The sequence below is a fragment of the Candidatus Galacturonatibacter soehngenii genome, assembly GCF_008830185.1.
GTDB classification, from domain to species: Bacteria; Bacillota; Clostridia; order Lachnospirales; family Lachnospiraceae; genus Lachnotalea; species Lachnotalea soehngenii.
In genome coordinates this window covers 1,046,414-1,065,185 of record NZ_WAGX01000005.1, presented here as the reverse complement: position 1 = coordinate 1,065,185, position 18,772 = coordinate 1,046,414, and the positions used below count along the sequence as shown (strand labels likewise).

General features: G+C 34.9%; 13 protein-coding genes. 12 read left to right on the top strand and 1 reads right to left on the bottom strand.

What is annotated here, in order from left to right:
* Positions 1-891 (bottom strand): SPL family radical SAM protein, encoded by an 891-nt coding sequence (locus tag F7O84_RS12330; RefSeq protein ID WP_151145596.1) that lies wholly within the window; start codon positions 889-891, stop codon positions 1-3.
* Between the two features lie 199 nt (positions 892-1,090).
* Between F7O84_RS12330 and F7O84_RS12325 the strand changes: the two genes are divergently transcribed.
* The 12 genes from F7O84_RS12325 to F7O84_RS12270 all read left to right on the top strand — a co-directional run bounded on the left by F7O84_RS12325 (position 1,091) and on the right by F7O84_RS12270 (position 18,475).
* Positions 1,091-1,603, top strand: coding sequence for a PTS sugar transporter subunit IIA (locus F7O84_RS12325; RefSeq protein WP_151145593.1), 513 nt, complete (start codon positions 1,091-1,093; stop codon positions 1,601-1,603).
* 475 nt (positions 1,604-2,078) lie between these two features.
* The gene (locus tag F7O84_RS12320; RefSeq protein WP_151145590.1) at positions 2,079-3,464 is read left to right on the top strand and encodes an ABC transporter substrate-binding protein; all 1,386 of its coding nucleotides are present in this window, start codon (positions 2,079-2,081) and stop codon (positions 3,462-3,464) included.
* A gap of 114 nt (positions 3,465-3,578) precedes the next feature.
* The gene (locus F7O84_RS12315; RefSeq protein ID WP_151145587.1) at positions 3,579-4,457 is read left to right on the top strand and encodes a carbohydrate ABC transporter permease; all 879 of its coding nucleotides are present in this window, start codon (positions 3,579-3,581) and stop codon (positions 4,455-4,457) included.
* Positions 4,457-5,320 carry a carbohydrate ABC transporter permease gene (locus F7O84_RS12310; protein ID WP_151145584.1) on the top strand — a complete coding sequence of 288 codons (864 nt, stop codon included), beginning with the start codon at positions 4,457-4,459 and terminating at the stop codon, positions 5,318-5,320. Before F7O84_RS12315 ends, F7O84_RS12310 begins: the two co-directional genes overlap by 1 nt.
* A gap of 91 nt (positions 5,321-5,411) precedes the next feature.
* A complete protein-coding gene (gtfA, locus tag F7O84_RS12305) occupies positions 5,412-6,887 on the top strand; it encodes a sucrose phosphorylase (RefSeq protein ID WP_151146721.1) in 1,476 nt (491 codons plus the stop codon).
* Positions 6,874-8,439, top strand: coding sequence for a glycoside hydrolase family 32 protein (locus F7O84_RS12300; RefSeq protein ID WP_151145582.1), 1,566 nt, complete (start codon positions 6,874-6,876; stop codon positions 8,437-8,439). The genes gtfA and F7O84_RS12300 overlap by 14 nt, the downstream gene beginning before the upstream one ends.
* A 21-nt stretch (positions 8,440-8,460) precedes the next feature.
* Positions 8,461-9,438 (top strand): LacI family DNA-binding transcriptional regulator, encoded by a 978-nt coding sequence (locus tag F7O84_RS12295; RefSeq protein ID WP_151145579.1) that lies wholly within the window; start codon positions 8,461-8,463, stop codon positions 9,436-9,438.
* 120 nt (positions 9,439-9,558) lie between these two features.
* Entirely contained in the window at positions 9,559-12,294 is a 2,736-nt protein-coding gene (locus F7O84_RS12290; protein ID WP_151145576.1) for a hypothetical protein, read from the top strand.
* Between the two features lie 22 nt (positions 12,295-12,316).
* Positions 12,317-13,528, top strand: coding sequence for a DUF4422 domain-containing protein (locus F7O84_RS12285; protein ID WP_151145573.1), 1,212 nt, complete (start codon positions 12,317-12,319; stop codon positions 13,526-13,528).
* A gap of 53 nt (positions 13,529-13,581) precedes the next feature.
* The gene (locus F7O84_RS12280) at positions 13,582-15,630 is read left to right on the top strand and encodes a substrate-binding domain-containing protein (RefSeq protein WP_151145570.1); all 2,049 of its coding nucleotides are present in this window, start codon (positions 13,582-13,584) and stop codon (positions 15,628-15,630) included.
* A 33-nt stretch (positions 15,631-15,663) separates the two neighbouring features.
* The gene (locus tag F7O84_RS12275) at positions 15,664-17,358 is read left to right on the top strand and encodes a S8 family peptidase (RefSeq protein WP_151145567.1); all 1,695 of its coding nucleotides are present in this window, start codon (positions 15,664-15,666) and stop codon (positions 17,356-17,358) included.
* Positions 17,359-17,521: 163 nt separating this feature from the next.
* Positions 17,522-18,475, top strand: coding sequence for a CAP domain-containing protein (locus F7O84_RS12270; RefSeq protein ID WP_243140882.1), 954 nt, complete (start codon positions 17,522-17,524; stop codon positions 18,473-18,475).
* Positions 18,476-18,772: the final 297 nt, after the last annotated feature.

Here is an 18,772-nt window from a genome sequence, read left to right as displayed (position 1 = left end):
TTAATCAAAAAGGGATAACTGTGTGTATTCCTCTTTCTTTAACTTTTCTTTGAGTGGAGCCATATAACTGGAGGGTAGAGCATATTTATCTCTTAGTGAATTGACCATTTTATAGAGCTCATTTTTGTATTCTTTTGGGGCACCTCCAGTTTGATATAACAATTTTAATGGCTCATATAGGTTTGGATAATCTTTTCTTATAAAGTTAAAAAAGAAAGTTCTTGTTGTTCCGCGCAAATACAACGTACCAGGAAGTACATAAGAAATATTACTTTCTTTTGCATGGGAATAAAGGGCATCGACATTTTCAAAAGAATCAGTCAAATAAGGTATGATTGGCATAAAATGTAGACCAATGGAAGCATTAGTCTTTGAAAAAGCCTTTAGCATAGCAAACCTTTTTAAAGAATCAACCCCTTGAGGTTCGATTTTCTTTCTTATAGTTTCGTCCATAGTTGTAATGGTTGCCGCTATATTTACATAAGTAATGCGAGATAACTCATCAATGAGATCATAATCTCTAAGTACCAAATCACTTTTGGTAGATATGATACATGGAGTTTTGTATTTAATGAATAGCTTTAAAATATCGGGCATGATTCGATAAATAGATTCTGCTGGCTGATAGCTATCCGTTACACCACCAAGATTAACGACCTCCTGCTTCCAACTAGAAGAAGAGAGTTGTTTTTCCAAGGCTTCCACGACATTTGACTTTACATGTATTTCTTGAAAAAAGTCTTCTTTGTCTAAATAGTTATGCGAATACATTGCATAACAGTATGTGCAACCATGTTCACAACCACGATAAATATTTAAATCCCATGAATAGGGTATTTTTCTTTTTAGTTTATTTAAAGCGGTAGCACATTTAATTTCTTTGTATTCCATAATTATCTCCCCTCTAATTCGCTTCGTAGAATAGCTTGTAACTTTATTTTAGCATTTTATACTGTGATTTGGTATGATAAATAAAAAAGATGAGGGTAATTTTATGATAAAATTATTCTTGGATAATATTAGAAACAGGTTTATAATACATTAGTAATGTGGCACCCAAGCCATTAAAATGAAAGTTAGGAGAAGGAATATGGGAATATTTGATATATTTAAAAATAAGACGAAACAAGATGAGCGTGTAATTGAGAGCGAAAAAGGTTATATATATATGCCAATTGAAGGTGAAGTAATCCCTTTGGAAGAGATAAATGACGGTGTGTTTTCTGCTGAAATATTAGGAAAAGGCTGTGGAATAAAGCCAGCAAAAGGCAAAGTATATGCACCGTTTGATGCAGAAATAATTCAGGTTGCAGATACCAAGCATGCTATTGGTTTAATGAGTAAAGATGGAATCGAGCTATTAATTCATGTGGGAATGGATACAGTAGCAATGAATGGAGCTGGATTTGAGCCTCTTGTAAAAACAGGAGATAAGGTAAAGTGTGGTCAATTAATTATGAACTTTTCAATGGATGAAATAAAGAAAGCTGGTTATGTAACGACAACAGCACTTGTAATTACGAATACCGATAGCTTTGAAACAATCGAGACTACTAAGTTAGGACAGATGACTAAGCTTGACAAGGTGTTACGCGTAAAATAGAATTATATCTAACAGAGTACGGGGCATGGATAATTTCCATGTCCCGTACTCTGTTAAGTGAAAAATCACAGGCACATAAATAAGAACAAGATATATGTTAATCGATTGTCATATTAAATGGATTTGACGTGAAATGAAAATCGTAGTTATCTTCGGTTTATTTAGCAAAGTGCATAATAGGATTTGATATAGATTTGTCAATTTAAACAAGATGCATTGAAATAAAAAAGGTCTTGGTTATGAGATAAAAGTCGTGCATTAATGATGATTAAGTAAATTTTATCATAAAATTGACTAAGGATTATTTTAAAAACGATTTTGTTAAAGAGTAACAATAATATAAAATATCAGAATGACATTTTATACAAATTATATGTCAACCGATTGACACATAATGTTTTGCATGCTATTATCATCCTATAACAGATTTATGTTATGTGCTACTTAGTAACAAATGAATAATGGAGGGAATTTTATGAAATTAAGAATGAAAAAGTTTGTCGCTTTATTATCAGTAACATCTTTATCTATTGGGTTACTGGCGGGATGTGGAAGTAAAACAGACAATCAGTCTGCTGATAGTCAGAACACTGAAAACACTGCGGATACTTCTAACACGGACAGTGAACAAAAAGGTGAGGATGCCAAAGCAGATTTGACGGGTGTGGAAATCTCTTTCTTAAATAGTAAGGGTGAGATTCAATCCGCTTTGGAAGAGGTAGCTTCAAGATATGAAGCAGAAAAGGGTGTAAAAGTAGATATTATTGCGTGTGGTGCAGGAGAAGTGCCATATACAAAGATTACCAGTGCCTATAATTCAGGTTCAGCTCCAACGATGGCTATGTTAGATACGACAGATATCGTGGCATTGGCAGAAGAATATGCATTGGATTTATCCAATGAAAAATGGATTGCAGAATGTGAAGATCAGGTAACAAAAGTAAATGATAAGGTATATAGTTTTCCATTCTGTATTGAAGGAAGAGGTCTGATTTATAATAAAACAGCAATTGAAAAGACACTAGGAACAGAATTTGACGCCTCTACTATTAATTCATATGATGCATTAAAAAGTCTGTTAGAAGACTTAAGGGCAAAAGGTATGGAGAACCCTGTAGTAATTTCAAAGGAAGACTGGTCTCTAGGAGCTCACCAGTTAGGATTTATCTATGATACATATGATGGTACAACGCCAGGAAGTACTAAGTTAATTGAACAATTAAAGAGCGGTGAATTAGCTCCAGCTGATTATAACAGATTCAATCAATTCTTAGATACCATCGATTTATTGTTAGAATACAACATCAATGGAAAAGATCCTTTAGGTGCTTTGTATGAACAAGATCCTATCTTTTTAGCAGATGGTGAGGCAGCTATTTGGGCAAATGGTGTTTGGGCTTGGCCAAATATTGAAGAGGCAGGAGCAGAAACTACAGATGAATATGGATTTTTACCTTTTATATTAGGAAATGATACAACTGATTTTGCAAATACTAGTATTCAAGCTGCTCCATCAAAACAAGTAATGATTGATAATGTACAGGCAACGAAGGAACAACAAGAAGCAGCCAAAGAGTTTTTAAACTGGATTGTATATTCAGAGGTAGGACAACAAATGTTAGTGGAGACTTGTGCATTGATTCCAGCAACCGCTAATAATGCTTTTGAACCTCTTGATCCGCTTGGAAGAGATATTAAGACTAAGTTATCAAGTGGGAATACATTTAATTCTTCTTTTATCGCACCTTCTGATCACTGGAGTGTAATGGGAGCTGCTATGCAAAAATACATTGCAAAACAAAGTAGCAGAGAAGAATTGACTAAGAGTCTGGCAGATTACTGGACAGCACAGAAAGAATAATTTGTCTGTTTTAAAGACAATTCACACCAGCGCGGATAAATGATGTTATCCGCGTGGTGTGTTATCCTTGGCACTAAGTGCCGACAAAGAAAGGAACGGGATAGTATGGGAACTATGGGAAATAAGCCCAAAGAAAAAATCAGAAACCTAATCATATTTGCCTTACCCGGAGTGTCAATCTTTTTTGCGGTTGTAATCGTACCCTTTATATATGGATTTTATTTGACACTAACCGATTGGAATGGGGTAACAGCAACAAAAAATATCATAGGTTTATCAAATTACGCACAAGTATTTAAGGATGCGGATTTTTGGTCTTCCATGGGACTGACATTAAAGTATGTATTCTTTTCCGTTATTTTAGTTAATTTAGTGGCATTTATGCTAGCTTATGTTTTAACAAATGGATTAAAAGGACAGAACTTTTTTAGAGCAGGATTTTTTACACCCAATTTGATTGGTGGTGTTGTATTAGGATTTATCTGGCAGTTTATTTTTTCAAGAGTTTTAGTTAATTTAGGAGAAAGTACAGGATGGGGAATCTTTAGTACTTCATGGCTTTCGAATCCAAGTAAGGCATTTTGGGCATTGGTTATTGTAACGGTATGGCAGTTATCAGGATATATGATGTTAATTTATATTGCAGGTTTTACAGGTCTATCAACGGATGTATTAGAAGCTGCAAGTATTGATGGAGCAACAGGATTTCAAAGAATGTTTCGAATTATCATACCATTAATGGTACCCTCCTTTGTTGTATGCCTATTTTTAACCTTATCAAGAGCATTTATGGTATATGATGTAAATCTTACTTTAACAGGAGGAGAACCATATGGAACCACTAAGCTAGTGGCTATGCATGTTTATGAGAAAGCATTTACTGCAAGAAATTATGGGGTAGGTCAGGCAGAAGCATTATTTTTGTTTCTCATCGTAGCGGCGATTAGTGGTGTACAAATTTATTTAGGAAAGAAAAAGGAGGTTGAGGCATAATGAATACAAAGAACAAGGTTGGCGGTACAAGACGTATGGTTGTTGATTGGAGCCAGGCGATATCCATGTTAGTTCTGTTTTTCGTATACATGATTCCCTTTGTACTAATTATTCTTAACTCCTTTAAATATAAAAGAGATATTATTAAAAGTCCATTTTCCATTGTAGCAGAAAAGGGTTATACCTTTGATAATTATCTGGTGGCATTTGAAAAAATGAATTTTTTAAGAAGCTTTTCAAACTCTTTATTTGTTACAGGGCTAAGTACTTTAATAGTAACAGTCTTAGCGTCAATGACTGCATATTATTTTGTAAGGGCAAAAGATAAATTTTCAACCGTTTGTTTTTCTTTAATGGCGGCATCCATGATTATCCCATTTCAGGCAATCATGATTCCTTTGGTTTCCATATATGGAGCAAAACTTAATATGTTAAACCATAGGACTTCCCTTATCTTTTTTCATGTAGGATTTGCAATGAGTATGTCGGTGTTTATTTTTCAAGGCTTTATCAAAAGTAGTATTCCGTTATCTTTGGAAGAAGCTGCATGTTTAGATGGCTGTAGTAAGCCACAGACATTTTTTATGGTGGTCTTTCCGCTTTTAAAGCCGATTACTTCAACTCTTGTCATCTTAAATGTATTGGCATTTTGGAATGATTATCTACTTCCTTCTTTGGTGTTAGGGAAAAAGCAAATTATGACGCTGCCTTTATCCACTTATGCGTTTTATGGAACTTATTCTGCTGATTATGGAACCATTATGGCTGGACTTGTGCTTACAGTTGCACCAATTCTGGTTTTGTACTTAGTTCTTCAAAAGCAGATTATAAGTGGTGTTGTGGCAGGAGCGGTAAAGTCATAAAACACGCACAAAAGCTGTGGAAAATGGTAACAGCGAAAGTACATTGTCAAGAAAGGAATTTGGCAGAAGGGAATCTGTCAATGGTATTAAAATGAAAAAGATTGAGAATAAAGTCATGCTAATTACGTACTCAGATTCAATGGGTCATAATTTAAAAGATTTATATAAGATATTAGAACGTTACTTTACAAAAGCGGTTGGTGGAGTACATATTTTACCGTTCTTTCCTTCTTCGGGAGATAGAGGTTTTGCTCCTATGGATTATCATAAAGTAGAAGAGGCATTTGGGGATTGGTCTGATATTGAAAGACTATCTAAGAACTATTATCTGATGTTTGATTATATGATTAATCATATCTCAGCACAAAGCGAATACTACCAAGATTTTTTATTAAAGAAAGATGATTCGAAATATAAAGATTTATTTATTCGATATAAAGATTTTTGGGAAAACGAAGAGCCTACCAAAGAACAGGTAGACGCTATTTACAAAAGAAAGCCAAGAGCACCTTATGTAGATGCAAAATTTGCAGATGGAACGACGGAAAAGGTATGGTGTACTTTTGATGAAGAACAAATCGACATTAACTGCAAATCAGAAACAGCCAAAGAATTCATTCGTGATAATTTGACCTTTTTATGTGAGCACGGCGCAGCCTTAATACGATTGGATGCCTTTGCTTATGCTACTAAAAAGGCAGGGACAAGTTGCTTTTTTATCGAACCAGATGTGTGGGAATTCTTAGCAGAATGTCAGGATATTGTTTCAGAATATGGGGTTTCTCTTTTACCTGAAATTCATGAACATTATACCATGCAAAAAAAGATTGAGGAAAAGGATTATTACGTATATGATTTTGCCCTTCCAATGCTTTTGATTCATGCGCTGTATTATGGACAGACACAGTATTTGAAAAACTGGCTTACCATTTGTCCTAGAAAACAATTTACGACTTTGGACACTCATGATGGAATTGGAGTTGTGGATGTTAGGGATTTGCTCCCAGATGAAGAAATTGAACGTACCAAGGAAGATATCTTTAAATATGGTGCAAACGTAAAGAAAATATACAATACAGCAGCGTACAACAATCTTGATATTTATCAGGTAAACTGTACCTACTACTCCGCCCTTGGAGATGATGATGCATCTTATTTATTAGCAAGAGCAGTTCAGTTTTTTGCGCCTGGTATTCCACAAGTCTATTATGTAGGATTATTGGCGGGTAAAAATGATTTGAAACTTTTGGAGGAAACAAAGGTTGGCAGAAATATTAACAGACATTACTATACAGAGGAAGAAATTGAACGAGAAGTAAAACGTCCAGTGGTACAATCGCTTTTAAAGCTAATGGAATTTCGTAATACACATCAAGCTTTTGATGGTGAATTCCATATGCATTCATGTAGTGAGAAAGAAATCATTATAGAAAGAGTAAATGGAAAACACAAGGCTGTGTTATACGCAGATTTTGAAAGCAAAAAGATGACCATTACCTATACAGATGTAGATTTTAACGAAAAGGTCTTAAGCTTAGCAGGAGCGCACATTCATGAAGGAAAATAGAATTTTAATAGGAGAACAAGATCACTATCTTGTGATACCCATTCTGGCAGAAAAACCTAAGAAAAAAATATTTTTCATAGTAGAGGATACATATTTTACAGAGCTAAATATTCCAATGCTAGAAGAGGAGGAAGTAGAATATCAGTATGATTATCTGGCTTTCCTTCCAATCAGTCAGTTTCAAGGAAAAGAAATCTTATTAAAGGGAGATTATACCCAGAATTTTATCAACGGCGTTCATACAGCAAAACATATTATAAAGAAAAGACAAAATCGCCCACAAATTCATTTTACCCCAGACTACGGTTGGATCAATGACCCGAATGGGCTGCTATATCAGGGAGGATTGTATCATTTGTATTTTCAATATAATCCGTTTGATACGCAATGGGATAATATGAGCTGGGGACATGCAATAAGTAAAGATTTGCTTCATTGGGAGCAAATAGATACGGTATTGTTTCCCGATGAAGACGGCACCATATTTTCTGGTTGCGGAATAGTCAATGAATTTGGACTGCTTGGGCTACCAAAGGATGCGCTTTTGTTTTACTATTCGGCAGCAGGTAATGCAAATGAATTAAGTAAGGGAAAAGATTTTGTTCAAAAGTTAGCCTATAGCTTAGATGGAGGCAATACACTGACAAAAAGTCTGGTGGCAGTACCAACGATATGCAAAGAAAACAGAGATCCAAAAGTATTCTATCATGAGCCAACGAAAGCTTATATCATGTGTCTTTGGCTGGAGGGAAACGAATTTGCAATATTGTGTTCCGTTGATTTAAAGAAATTTGAAATAAGCCAGCGCCTTTTTCTAGATCAAGGTTTTGAGTGCCCCGATTTATTTGAATTAAAAATAGAAGACGAGTCTGGTGAAAATACACAAGAAACCAAATGGGTATTTTGGTGTGCAGACGGCTACTATTATTTAGGAAACTTCGACGGATATGAATTTCATGTAGAGGGATCAAAAAAAGAAGCATATCATACAAAACTTCCTTACGCTGCCCAGACAATTTCTAATATGGATGGCAGAGTGATATCCATTCCTTGGCTTCGAACAAAAACAGTAAACAAGCTTTATACTGGATGTATGGGATTGCCAAGAGAGTTTAACTTGTGTAGATGTAAGGGAGAATTACGCTTAAAGCAAAGTCTGCCAAAGGAGATTAGAGAAAGAATTAATATTATTTACTCCATGAATAGTAAGGAAAGTAAAGAAGTAAACCTTAAGTGGGAGAAGGAAAGCGTATTGGGCCTTCAGTTGACATTGAAAAAGGATCAAACTTCAAAAGGCTTTCATGGCTTTATACTTGGGTGTGAAGTAGAATACAATCAGGAAAATGGAGTAATAAAAGTTGGAGAGGAACAAATTCCTATTAAAACACCACTTGAAGAGCTTTCTATGATATTTGATTCAGGAATCATTGAAATAACAGCTAATAATGATATAATATATGCAGTAATACAACTAGAACATAGTATTTCTAATGATGAGATAAATTTAAGCTCCAATGAGATTAGTGAGCTGATGATTTATGAAGTGAAATAAGGGATTTTGGAGGGTGATTGTGTGGCAACGTTAAAGGATGTAGCAAAAGAGACTGGTTTGGCGGTAAGTACTGTCTCGCGCGTACTAAACAGCAGAGGTTATATCAGTGAAGAGACAAAAAAAAGCGTTTACGACGCTATGAAGAAATTAAACTACCAGCCAAACGAAGTAGCAAGATCATTATCAAAGCAGACAACAAATACAATTGGCGTCATTGTGCCTCATATCAAGCATCCCTATTTTGCGGAATTAATCAGCCACATAGAAGCGGCTGCCAATCATCGCAATTACAAAATATTATTGTTTAATTCCAGAGATAGAGACGAAAAAGAAAAAGAGATTTTAGATATGTGTAACCGCAATCGTGTAGCTGGAATCATACTCTGTAGTGGTACGGTTGAAATGAACAAATTCGAAGGGATTCATGTACCGTTAATAACGATAGAGAGAAATCTTGAGATGGGGACAGCAGCCGTGGAATGTGATAATTTAAAGGGTGGTCGTATGGCTGCACGGCATTTGATTGAAAAAGGCTGTACCAATCTTGCTGTGATTAGTGGTGTAAGAGGAAATTATATGCCCGCAGATGACAGAGAAATTGGATTCATGGAGGTTTGCAAGGAATGTGGTATAACCTATCAGGCGTTTAAGACGAATGAGGTACAGTACAACATGGGAGAATACCATGAACTAATCGAAGAGGTGTTAACGCAGAATAAAGAAGTAGATGGAATATTTGCCAGCAGTGATTTGATTGCAGCACAGGTATTACAGGTATGTTCCAGATTAAAGATAAGCGTACCAAAGGATTTAAAGGTGGTTGGATTCGATGATGTATTGGTATCCTCCATTACAACACCTACAATTACAACCATACATCAACCGATTAAAGAGATGGCACAAATGGCTATTTCTATGTTGGTTGACGCAAGTAAGGATAAAATGGTGGCAAGCAAAACAACACTTCCAGTTAGTTTAGTTGAGAGAGAAAGTACCTGATATAGAATAGACAAAATAAAAAACAAGATAGTACTGTGACTAAAGTACCTATCTTGTTTTTTTGTTTTTTATGGAGAATTTACCAAAGTCACGTTATAATAGTTACAAGGAGTGATGAGGATGATTCTATTAAAAGCAAATGATAAATTAAAAGTAATATTTCATAAGATGATAAAAACAATGGGTGAAAACGTACAGTGGAATGAGTTGTTTATTATTAATAATAACGATTTGATTTTACTTGGTAAAGTACGTTCTCTTTTTTTTAATTTTGATAACAAAAGAACCTACAGTAATATCATTGATATCACAGTAAATGAAGAGACGGCCTGGGAAATAACAGAGAATGAAACGCTTGAAAATGCAATCAATATGATTTTATATACATTTGGTAAATGGGGGAGTATCAAAGGGCTTAAGGTAGAAAAGGATTATGACCAGCTAAATCATTTACTGGCATACATCTTTAAAGAAATAGGAGTGGAAGCCTCATTGACCAAAGATAACTTGCGTTTTTTCAAAGAAGGAATCCAAATGACTTATGAAGAGGTTATACAAATGATTCTGGATGAGAAAACACCTTTGGAAGAAAAAGAAGCAGAAGAAGAAGAAAAGGAAACATCGATATCAGAGGAAGAAGATGAAGAGTATAGACTTGGCCTTTGGCATAAGGTGATTTGGAATTCAATAAACCTCACCTTTGTAAAGGAAGAACTGACTATGGAAGATAAAGCAAAGGCACGTCTTGGAAACCAGTTTTATATGGTAAATTACAAATGTCCTACATGCCAAAGCAAGCTTCATATGGTGGTTTATCCAAAAGGGCAAGAATTTCGTATTGAAACGGATGAGGGAGGGGTATATTTAGCAAGAGCTTATACATGTAGTGCATGCAATCGCTTCTATACCCCAAAACCAAAGCAATTATTAGCAGAGGGAGATGTTTTTCAACTTAGCTTCGAGGATGATAAAGTAGCCTATGAAGACTATCAGGAGTTATTAGGAAAAAAAGGACAAAGGATATCAAACAGCAATTTCAATCAGTATGAATCAGAATATCTAAAGCAAGGCGAGGAAGAGACAGGAGAGGAGTTAGAGTCGCTTTATGAGCTTGAACAATATGAAGCTTTGACCCAGGAAGAGTTAAATGCCTTGTTAGAAAAATTAGAATCTGGATTCTATCCTCAAGAAATCGTTGATAAATATAAAGAAGTAATTGAACGTGAGATTCAAAAAAGACAAGTAAGACAAGAAAAAGAAGAAAAGAAGCTAGATTTAGAACGTTCACAAGTGATTGAGTCAAAGACGAATTTTGTTGAAAGAGAAAAAGAAGACAAAGAAACAAAAAAGATACATCCATTCACCAAGAATGCAACTAAAACCACGAATCATTTGGAATCGGATAAGAAAGAAGAAACTCCATATTTACAAGAAGCACCAACCAAACAAAAAGATACCTTCTCCTTATCAATGGAAGCCTTTTTTCATTTTAAAGAATTGGTAAAAAAGGGAGATAGAAGTGACATTGCATTTGAATTGAAGAAGTTACCCAAATTACAACTTCAAGAACTTAGAGACAGAATACCGTTAATAGAGGATATGGAAGAGGAGAAAAAAGTAAGTGCAATACAATTAATTGATGAGCGCCTTGATGAAGAAGCGGAAGAAGAAATACGCAAAAAGGTAGCAGAATGCAAAGATAAAAGCTTTTCACAAGTGGAAAAGATATTAGAGGAAATTACCAAAACGAAACGAAAGGAAGATATAAATAGTCCTATTATAGATTCTTTAAAGAAAGTACTAGAAAAAAAAGCAAAAAGTGAATTAGAGAATTTAGTAAGCAAGGCACCAAAGGATTTAAGCAAAAGGCAGTACGAACAGCTAAAAGATAAGATGAAAGAGTATCATAATATTGATACGAGACTTTATGAAAAGCTGCTAGAAGAAAAATTGGATGAAGCCCAAAAACAAGAGATTTCTTCCATGATGAAGCGATTAAATCCAAGAAATCGTAAGGCCTATCAAAAAGCGTATGAACAATTGCAAGAGCTTCATTTTGAAGAACGAAATGTGGCTCCAACGCTTGAAAAGTTAAAGCAAAAAATCTACAATGCTGATTTGTCTGCAATTCAAGATATATGTAAGGAACCAGCAGATTTGACCTTTGAAGAAGGAATCCAAGCCTATGAACAGATTTTGCTTGGAGAATATTTACCTGAACTAAAAGAGGATATGCTTGGTCAGATTGACAAACGTCTAACCAAATTAAAAAGCGATGAATGCGAACAATTAGTAAATAAACTAATCAAAGAGCTTGGAGATTATTTAAATTTAGATTCCAGAATGTATTTTTATAATGTAAGAAAAATGCTTCGAGGCAAGCATGAGGATGAGGAAACCATAATCATACAAAATGCAATAAATTCTTACGCAAAAGGGATAGAAAAGTATGAATATCCAATTTTGATTTGCGATACCTCTTATGCTTCAAATGGGGAAAGTGGGTTTATTTTAACTCCCAATCATATCTTCTATCATTCTCTTTTAAATGGCGGGAAAATAGATATCATGCGAATTGAAAAAGTATTTACGCATAATGGGATGTTAAAGAGAGGAATTTATGTAGAAACAGTTAGCAATACGATTAAAATTGCAAATTCACTCAAAATAAAGGACTTAAAGCCTGTTGGAGAGGTGTTGAATAATTTTGTTATGTATTTAAAAGAAAAACCAGAATCTAGGAATGTATCGTATTTGGCAAAAGAAGAGCATAAGGTAAAATGCTGTTATCGGTGTGGTTTTGTTTATTCTCATGGTAATATATGTCCAAAATGCGGAAGTAAAATGAATGATTAATCAAGATTACGGAGGATAAAGAATGTCTGTTAAAATGTTTACCATGACACATAAAAAATTCGACGAGCCAAAGGATACAATGTATATTCCGCTTCATGTTGGAAGGGCGTTGTCTTTTGACTTAGGTTATCTAGCAGATAATACAGGAGATAATATATCGAAGCGTAACGCAAGTTTTAGTGAGCTAACTGGTGTATACTGGGTGTGGAAAAATGAAACGTCTGCCGATTACGTTGGAATTTGTCATTATCGTAGATATTTAATTAATAAAAGCGGAAAAATCTTTTCTGAAACTGAATTAAAAGATATTTTACAACAATATGATTTAATTACCTCAAAAAGGTTGCATTATGATTATACGTATTATGAGGGATATAAAGATGCGCATAATATCAATGATTTAATTAAGACAGGTGAAGTGATACAAGAATTATATCCCGAATATTACGAACATTTTAATCGACTTGTACATGCAAAAGAATCTTACTTTGGTAATATTATGGTAGCCTCCAAACCGTTGTTTGATGCTTATGCAAAATGGCTCTTTACGATATTACTAGAAGTAGAAAAAAGAATCGATATCTCCTCATACGATGACTATCACAAAAGAGTGTTTGGATTTATTTCGGAGTTTTTATTACTCGTTTGGGTTGAGGCTAATCAGTTAAAGGCTTATGAATGTATGGTTGGAATGTCCGCAGAAAAAACAGAGACAAAAGAAATGAAAGAAAAACTTGCTGTATTTTTCAAAGAAAAAGATATCGAAGGTGCCAAGCAATATTTTATGGAATGTTACGAAAAAAGGCCAGATGTCTTGTTGGAAGCTTCGGATACAACAGGGGAGCTAAAATTATCTATGCAAGTAATATCGACTTGTGAAAACGAGAGAATGTGCCAATTAAGAACAGCACTTGATTATGTGAATGATTTTGCGACGTTGATGAACTACTTTCGCAACCTAAACGATATCATCAAGCGATATAAAAAGAAACAGCCTCTTAAGACTGATATTATCTATTTATGTAACAGAAAGGTTACTTATATTGCAATTTCTATTGCGGTCATGTTGTTTTGTGACACGAATGAGCTAGCAATTGATACGTTGTTGCAAATATCAGATGATATGATGAATCAAGGCAAAGAAGATATTGCGCTTCAATTACTAAAAAGATGCAATTATTATAATGAAGATGAGCCTCGCGTGATTGCGCGTATGGAGAAATTTTCCGTATAATAGGAATTTTTCATACATATATTGTTTTGTAATAGTGAAAAGTGGGAGTATGTATGGAAGAAAGGAATTTGGTCATTGTTTTAAGCGATATTCATATGGGAACCAATGCGCCTACTGTATGGTATCGAAAAGAGATACATGAAAAATATGTAGTATCTGTTTTAAATTATATTATAGATTTAGCAGAGAGCATAGAAGAGGTAGTTCTTCTTGGGGATATTTTTGAGTTTTGGTCGTATCCACCAGAACAATTACCTCCATCCATTGACGACATTATTCGTACACATCCCAATATATTAGGAAAAGAAGGCAAGCTTAGAGAAGCTTTAAGTGCTCTTAAGGGTAGGATGGTATTTATACCTGGCGATCATGATATGAATGTAACGAAGGCAGACCTTGATAAGTTAAGAACAAATGACGGCTATGTCATGAAATATCATTATGGTGTATATGTTCCGATTTACGATACCCATATGCAGTTTATGCATGGACATGAATGTACCGCAGTAAACGCACCGTATTTTATAAGTCATATTTCACCATTGCCGCTGGGGTATTTTGTAACTAGGGCAATGGCATATAAAATACATAAAGACTTAATGACAACACCCAATAAGTCCATCAGTGATCTAAATGAATACAGCTCTTATAGCTACAATGATTTTCTTCCCAAGCTACCCTTCTTTTATGAAAACTTCGATAATAAATATAATACCGTTTGTAGTTTTATTGATGCATTGATAAACGTTACAGGCATGCCTGGAAATTTACCCATTCAAATCAATCGATTTATCACGGTAACATTAGACGAAGTAAAGACCATTTATCAAAACAAAGGGATTTTAGGCCACCAGATTGAACTTTCTAATATCCTAGATGATTATAATAGCATGTATGTAGCGGATAGTTTTTTAAAAAAGTGCTGTAAAGAATCGATAAACATTGTGGTGATGGGACATACCCATGCACCTATGATATATAATAATGATTATAAACACATCAATACAGGCTATATGTGTCCACCTGTATCTAAGTTACGATTTCATCCTGTTACGTTTGGAGTATTTGAGATTTTACAAAGGAAATTCGAACTAATTCGAGTAACAGGAGATAAGTACATTCAAATTACACCCCTTCATCGAAAAAATGAATCCAACAACATAATGAAATTTAAAAAAAAAGAAAATAATGTAGAAATGAAAGAGAGTATTTTACCGCCACAAAAAATACTTACTTTTGGATGGTCCGTATTTGATGCTTCTCTTGAATTTTGGCAAACCATGCAAAGCGGAGTGGTGTCTAAAGCGAGAGAACTTGGAATTAATCTTTTGTTAAACGATGAAAAAAGTAATTCCATTGAAATGGTTACTGGTAGTATAGACATGATTACGCAAGGAATTGATGCCTTAATCATTGCGCCCTATAATCCAGAATTAATGCCAGTAGTAGTAGAGAATGCGCAAAAGTATAACATTCCAGTAGTAGCAATTGATACGGGAACAGGAGGTGCAAATGTTGCGGCCTTTATTGTATCGGATAATTTTGGCGGTGGTGTTTTGGCAGGAGAATATGCTCTTGACTTGATTGAAGAATATAAGTTAGTAAGTAAGAACTTTGCAATTATAAAAGTACAACAAACTGCTAAATATGCATTACTTAGAGGAGAAGGATTTGAAGGAGTATTAACACAAGCAGGTTATGATTTGGTTGCAGAGGTGACAGCTAATAGTATAGAGGAAGAAGCATATGTAGAAATGAAAAAGATCCTTTTAGACTACAAAGATGATTTAGCGGTAGTATTTAGTGAAAATGGAACAATGGCATTAGGGGCAGCAAGGGCTATTGTAGAGGCAGGAAAAAAAGGCCAGATATTGCTTATTGGTTTTGATGCGGGACCTTCAATATTAGAAGCAATAAAAAGGGGAGATATGCAAGGAACCATTGCACAGCAACCATTTCGAATGGGTGAATTGGGAGTTGAAATAGCTCATACTATTTTACTGGGGGAACCAGTTACTTTTGATGATTGGCAAACGAAACAAATACTAATGGAAGTTTTTTTAGTCAACGAAAAAGGAGAGTTTAGTAGAGATGTAAAGTAGTCGTTAGAATACTAAAAAAGGAGGCTTGGCTAATTGGATAATTGTGCGGATCGTATTGTAAGTGAAGAATTTGGAGATTTTATATTTGAAATTGATGAAATTCCAGATAGTATAAAAGCAGTTCCAGAGTTTTGTTATGAAAACATTAATAATATATTTGCAGTTGCATATTTGCCACTAGCATTAATACCAGATAATTTGATCCCTAGATATTCTTATAGTATTTACCCTAGTTGCTTTGGATTAATGGATATAAATAGCTTAGAAGATTCAGGCGTTGCAAGGATTCAAAATAGTAGCTATTTGAATTTGACTGGCGAGGGGGTCATAGTTGGAATTGTAGATACAGGAATTGATTATATGCATGATGCATTTAAGAATCCTGATGGAACAACTAGAATCATTTCTATTTGGGATCAAACCATTCAAAGTCCAGATGGAAGTCCAGAAGGATTCTTTTATGGAACCGAATATACACAAGAACAAATCAATCTTGCACTTGCTAGTACCAATCCCCTTTCAATTGTACCTAGTGTAGACGAAATCGGACATGGGACAGCAATCGCTGGTATAGCTGCGGGGACTCGTAATGTGTCACAGGGTTTTTCGGGAGTTGCACAAGATGCTAAAATTGTAGTTGTAAAATTAAAGCAAGCAAAGGAATTTTTAAAACGATTTTTTTTTATACCACAAGATGCAAATTGTTATCAGGAAAATGACATCATGCAAGGCATTAAATATTTAATTAATGTATCTAGAAGGCTGTCTCGCCCAATATCAATTTGCATTGGTCTTGGTACTTCACAAGGGGCTCACAATGCACAATTACCACTGAGTATTTATATTACATCACTTTCCACACAACGAGGAGTTGGAATCTCTATTGCGGGTGGAAATGAAGGAAATCGGGGGCATCATTATGCAGCAACTGTAGATCCTACCATTGGATATGATACCGTGGAATTAAACATAGGGCCTAATAATCCAGGTTTTTCTATGGAATTATGGGGACAAAGTCCAAATATTTTTTCAATCGACTTATTCTCACCAACGGGACAATACATACCACGTATTCCAGCAAGATTAAAAGAAACAAGAGAACTTAATTTTATTTTTGAGAATACAAGGGTATTTGTGGATTATGAATTAGTAGAAGCGCAAACAGGAGGAGAACTTATTTTAATTCGATTCCAAAATCCGATGGAGGGCATTTGGCGCTTTCGCGTTTATTCAGCGATTAACATAGAGCCAAGTTTTAATATTTGGCTTCCAATTAATAACTTTTTAACGGAAGGAACCAGATTTATAAGACCTGAGCCGTATTACACACTTACCTCACCAGGCAATACAGTCATCCCGATTGTTACAGCTGCTTATGATTATCGAAATTCCGGATTATATATTTATTCGAGTAGGGGATATACTCTAGATAATGTTGTAAATCCTTCCTTTGCTTCACCAGGGGTAAATATGGTTGTTCCAGCCATTGGAAATACATATACAACACAGTCAGGTACTAGTATAGCAGCAGGATTTACAACAGGTGTTGTTGCCATGCTTTTGGAATGGGGAATTGTGAAAGGAAACCAGACACAAATGGACACACTGCAGATAAAGAATTTTTTGATTCGTGGAGCAAGAAGAGATCCAAGTGTGGTTTATCCAAATCGTGACTGGGGTTACGGAATCTTGGATGTCTACAATGCTTTTAGTACGTTGATTACTTAAAATAGATAGAACATATAAGAGCAAGAAAGGCTTTTATGCTATTATTTTTCGTTGCAAAATCATTCCCATTTATTCCCGCTAGTATGTTACAAATAAGAGTGTTATGATTGTTTTGTAATAAATACGTAATAAATTTGTAACATTCTAGAAGGAGGAAAGTTCAATGAAAAAAGTAACAACACTAGGAATGGTGGCAATTACAATAGCAGTGAGCATGATACCAATGAGTTCAGAAGCCGCAGGGTTAAACAATAGCGGTGGACAAAAAATAATAACCATTAATGGAAACTGTAACTTACAAGACTTACAAAGCCAGCTTAAAAATGCAGGAGTAAACGCAAACTGCGCAAACTGGGCAGAGGCTCTCAATCAACAAAATTGTGAAGCAATACAGCAATTAGATAAAATAAACATCAACGATGTGCTTGGTGCGCAGTATTCAAATGGGACATGCACAAATGAAGAACTAGCAGAGGCAGTTAAAAATGCAACGGCTCAACTAAACCAGCAATACTGTAACAATCAAACACAGGTGGAGGTACCGACAGAGTCTACAAATGAGACCGACACTACTGATACATCAAAAGAGGCTACAGTGCCAGAAACAGAAGTAACAAAAGATACAACACCGAATCAAGAAACGACAACCAATACCGAAACAACCAATACAAAGGCACCGAATACAGAAACAAATACTACTAAAACCCCTGAAACACAAACGCCTAGCACAGAGACTTCCACAAAGTCTTATGCACAGCAAGTAGTTGATCTTGTTAATGCTGAGCGTGCAAAAGAAGGACTAGCAGCTTTAAAAATTGATACAAATGTAGCAAAAGCAGCTACTGTAAGAGCAAATGAGATTCAAACCAAATTTGAGCATGTTCGACCAAATGGTACAGGATTTGTTACTGCATTAAAAGAACAGGGAGTTACATACCGTGGTGCAGGTGAAAATATAGCATGGGGACAAAAAACTCCTCAAGAAGTCGTAACGGCTTGGATGAATAGTCCAGGACATAGAGCGAATATCATGAATCCAAACTATGTAAATATTGGAGTTGGTAATCTTCAAAATGCTTCAGGCATACAGTACTGGGTGCAAATCTTTACATATTAATGAGTGAAAGTCATTACTAAAACCAAATAAAAATTAAAAACATCTGTGAGACAGCAATCTACCTTTGTTGTTTTATGGATGTTTTTTATTAAAATACCTTGAAATGAATATGAAACAATGTTATGATGAAATAAATTTTAAATGAAAGGTTGTGTATTTTTGTTAATTGCATCTTTATAGGTAACTTATGAATTTAAGTATATAACAGGAGTTTTTGGGCATTTAGTATGCCTTTATTTTGGTACCTGTTAGCCATAAAGATGATAAAGAATATATACAATCGTATGGGTGTTACCT